At 36.0% G+C, this 4269-nt stretch carries 5 protein-coding genes; 2 read left to right on the top strand and 3 right to left on the bottom strand.

Annotated features, from left to right (window positions below):
• Positions 1-196, top strand: a 196-nt coding sequence (locus tag FTV14_RS15725) for a mobilization protein (protein WP_180054158.1), incomplete at its 5' end; no start/stop codon positions are given.
• 45 nt (positions 197-241) lie between these two features.
• Here FTV14_RS15725 and FTV14_RS15720 read toward each other — a convergent pair.
• From FTV14_RS15720 to mobQ, 3 genes are all read right to left on the bottom strand, one after another.
• Positions 242-664: an META domain-containing protein gene (locus FTV14_RS15720; protein WP_180034331.1), complete on the bottom strand. Its 423-nt coding sequence runs from the start codon at positions 662-664 to the stop codon at positions 242-244.
• Positions 665-757: 93 nt separating this feature from the next.
• Positions 758-1690: a replication initiation protein RepM gene (gene repM / locus FTV14_RS15715; RefSeq protein ID WP_180034332.1), complete on the bottom strand. Its 933-nt coding sequence runs from the start codon at positions 1688-1690 to the stop codon at positions 758-760.
• A 605-nt stretch (positions 1691-2295) separates the two neighbouring features.
• The gene (gene mobQ / locus FTV14_RS16120) at positions 2296-3858 is read right to left on the bottom strand and encodes a MobQ family relaxase (RefSeq protein ID WP_257219792.1); all 1563 of its coding nucleotides are present in this window, start codon (positions 3856-3858) and stop codon (positions 2296-2298) included.
• Between the two features lie 219 nt (positions 3859-4077).
• Between mobQ and FTV14_RS15705 the strand changes: the two genes are divergently transcribed.
• The coding region (locus FTV14_RS15705; protein ID WP_180054156.1) for a mobilization protein at positions 4078-4269 on the top strand (192 nt) is incomplete at its 3' end.

Here is a 4269-nt window from a genome sequence, read left to right as displayed (position 1 = left end):
TCAAAAGCAGGCTGTATTAGCTCGTGAAAAGAAAAAGATTACTGATCAACAAAGAAAGGAAGATACCAGACGTAAAATATTACTTGGCTCTTACTTACTTAAAAAAATGGAAAATGAACAAAATAAAGAAAAAATACTCGCTGAACTCAACGAGTATTTAACAGAAGATCGGGATAGAAAACTGTTTGGTTTGTAGTTTAAGTGATTATTTTCATCAGTATGCTGCACGAATTTAGATTACTTATTGATCTGAACTACCATTAAATATCAGTTTATCTTTTTTTGGCGTTTCGATAATAAGCTGTATCTGACCCTTACTAGATTGAAGATACAATGCAGGCTTAGTTGCTAGAATATCGTGTATCATCGTACTTTCACGTAAGGTTATATCATCAGGACAGCCCATCATTGTAGCAATAATCGGATTTTTAGAATATAAACGATTATCCTCAAAATGAATGCCAATTGAATTTATATTGCAAAACAAATTACCAATATATAGCCTCCTCTTACCTGCAAATTTTAGCGTGATGGGTTGATCTGATTCTGAAGCTAAAAACAACGCATCTATACGTTTGCCATTAACATCTGTTGCCTCAATCAACTGCCAAGAAAATTGTGCCAAAGTCTGATCATTAAAGGGTATCGCTTGTAATTCTTGCATCTTCGGTTGATTGGTTAATAGCGACTGATGACAAGCACTCAGAAATCCAGTAACGAAAACCAGTATAAATATTCTTATCACCATTAATCCTCATCAAAATTTAAAACCTAATCTTTTTAGCGCACTTATAAAAGTTTTTTGTTGTTTTTCATCTTTGAGCATTTTGGCTATTTTAGATGCTAGAACCTCATAGCTTTCATTACCTGCGGCAAGATAACCAAACTCAGGTAAACGAGCCAATTTGCTTGAATACGTGGTGACTTGTGCATCTGTCATCTTGAAAAACATATCTAGAGTGTTTGGATCTCGTTTTAGGTCTATTTCTTTTTCGACTTTAGCTTGTGGTTTGGGCTTAAACTTGAATGAAAATCCTGTAATAGATCGCCCTGTCTTATGTTGTTCAACCTTAACTGTTATATCGGTATGTTCATTAATTTGCTTGATCGCTGGGTCTAGGACACGATTCTTAAAGTTATGCATTAATTTATATTCTTGATCGAGTATTCCTAACTTTGAACGAAAGTCATTAAGTTCAATAATGGGGGTTTTACCTGTGCGTCGCCAAGCTACTAATAACTCATATAAACGGGTAGCGTATAGATTTAGGTTGGCAACTTGCATCAGTTCATAGCTAGTAAAGTTTTGCTCTAATCGAGTGATTAACGGCACAATTTCAGGAGCAAAACGTAGTTTAACGATGCCTGCACCCTCAACATATGAAATGCCACTAACCCATCTAATCACACGCTTTTCAGGCTTGTTTCTTTTCTCATCTACTGTCATGTAAGTAACTTGACGATTAAAAAGCGTCATTACTGCATCTGACAGCATTGCATAGGTATTTTTAACATCAACATGAAAGTGATCTGCATAGTGTTGAGCATGAATTTCTAGAAATGTCTCAGTATCAACCCCTTTACCTGTTTCCCTTGCTTCAAGGATTGCCAATAGGATTAATCTTTGTTCTACCAAGCTCAATGTATAGCTCGCATTTATTAGTGAATTATCTTTCACAACTAAGCTCATTTTATAGCCTATTTTTATAATAAAAATACAAATTATCACAAGTATAAAAAAATACAAATAATATTTTGTATTGATAAGCAGGGTAAATGTATGTTTATAGCAGGGTAAATGTATGTTTATAGCAGGGTAAATGTATGTTTATAGCAGGGTAAATGTATGTTTATAAGCTACGGAAGCCTTGCTAGGCTTATATTTCAGAGGACTTAAAAGCATTTAAAAGCTATTTAAAACATTAAAAGCCTAAAACTTTAAAAATTAAAGTCAAAATCAAAGTCAAAATCAAAGGCTATGGCACTCGCTTCGCTCGTGTCTTTTCAAAAGCAAAAGCAAGATCCGAACCATTGATAATGCATTCGCTATGCTCATGCTTTTTTAAAAGCAAAAGCTCCAAAGTTCGCACCCATTCGGGATGCTCTGTTTTGACTGTTTGAAATGGATAGGAAGCTTGTAATCAGGGAAGGAATGAACGAACTTTCTTTGTGACGCTCGTAGACACTCGCTAAAAATGCATGGTTTGCGATTTAAGACACTTTTATTTGTTCAACTATAGATTCTATATAAAAACTTAAATATGGCCTTAAATCGAAAAATAGAGTGATTTAAGACTACATTTCAAAGTCGTTGCTCCGATCTACTGGTTTTATAAATGGCTCATCTGGCTTTTGTGCCTGTTTTTGGGCTTTTTTAGCGTGATATTCTTCGGTTTCCTTTTTATAACGGAGTTGATTCTCGTTAAATTGGCGTTTTTCATCTGCTTCAAGTTGTTTGCGCAGATGTTCTTTTCGTCTTTGAGATTCTTCAAAATGTTTTTGGAAGCTTTCTCTGTGTTCTCTCTCTTTTTTTATCTCTTGTTCTTTGTAAAAGAACTCTGACGCAATAGATTTCATGAAAGGATTCTGTTTGAAGTCTTTAGCCATATCTGAAAAATAATTGAATAAACTCGTGATGCGCTCTATTGAGTCATTCAGGTTTTTTAGCTCTTTAGGCTTAGTTAAAAAAGCCATTATGCCCAAGTCTTTTTTCTCTTTTCTCTTATTTTCAATGTAAACAATTGTGCGATCTCGAAGGCTGAGAAAATTATGACTATCTGCATGTTGTTCATAGCGTTGAACTAAACTCATCATTTTTTGATGTGCTTGATATGTCTTGTGATTTAAAGAGACACTGTCTGTTCTGACAGAAGCGGTATAATCATTTTCATATTCTTTCTCGAACTGGTGAACAGCAGCTCTAAGTTTTTTAGCTTCGGCGATTGCGTTGAATACTTCTCTGAAATAATTTTGAGAAATTTGTTTAAGATTCTGTTCGTTTTCCTTTTGTTTTTTTTGTTCTTCAGTTTTCTGAATTAGGTCTTGGTTTCTTAAGTTGTTAATGGTCGTTTCAGATAAAAGTATTTCTTGCTCTAAACCTTTCAAAATTTCAGGCAATCGTTGGTTTTCAGCGTTTTGCTGTTTAATTAAATTATTTTTTAGGCTGATTTCGGTATCAATGCCTTGTCTGCGTAGCTGTGTGACCTTGCTACCCTCGTGAAGGGTTGCCTGTAGTCCGTTGTTCTGATCGCTATAGCTTCGGTGATCTACCTTGGATGAGTAGCCGGCTTGTGCCAGGTGTTGGTTGGTGAGGTCGGCAAAGGTTTCTCGCCATTGGTTCACGGTCTGACTAGAATTTTCTTTGTTAAAATCTCGATTTCTCTTTTTTGCAAAGTCGCCTGTTTCAAGGTCGATCTGACGGCCTGTAAACATGATATGCGCGTGATAGTTCCGTTCATCACTTCCGCTTTGGGTGTGTGGAGCATGAATGGCTGCATCCACGATTACACCATGTCGTTTGACCAGTTCTTGGCACAACTCATTAAGCATTTCTTTACGTTGTGCGGCATTAAGTTCATGTGGAAAAGCAATTTCAAATTCTCTTGCTAGATTTGCATCTTTTCGACGTTCAACTTTTTCAACCGTGTTCCAAAGGTGATTGCGGTCGAGTAACTCAGGATTAACATTTTCAGGGGCATAAATTTTTGTAAATTCAACGCCTGTTTTTCGGGTGTAATCCTGTTCTTTGCCTTGTCTTTCGTCTATCAATTTTTCACCTGAACGATAAGCAGAACATGCAACGGCTGAACGCCCTGCACCTCGGCTTATTGTCTTCACTGAAAAATGATAAATTGCCATTTTGCCTTTGCTCTTAAATTCGATTTCGAATTTTACCAATCTGCATAGATTGGTTTGGGGTTGTAGGGGGTTTCCCCTGCCGTACTTCCATTGAAAAAATCGAAGATTTTTCTCAATGGTAAAGTGCGCCCTTCGGGAAAACCACGATAGCAGATAGCACCTTGAATTTCAATTCATGTGCGCTTATGCTAACTGTGGTTTTTAGGTATTGGAATTACAATGAAAGTGGAATCTTTAGAACAACAAATTGCTAAACAAGAAGAGCGCTTAAAACAGCTTAAAGCTCAAAAGCAGGCTGTATTAGCTCGTGAAAAGAAAAAGATTACTGATCAACAAAGAAAGGAAGATACCAGACGTAAAATATTACTTGGCTCTTACTTACTTAAAAAAATGGAAAATGAACAAAATAAA

It is taken from the genome of Acinetobacter sp. YH12236 (genome assembly GCF_013417645.1).
Classification (GTDB): Bacteria; Pseudomonadota; Gammaproteobacteria; order Pseudomonadales; family Moraxellaceae; genus Acinetobacter.
The sequence above is the reverse complement of the archived record's forward strand: the minus strand, read 5'-3'. Positions and strand labels throughout refer to the sequence as shown.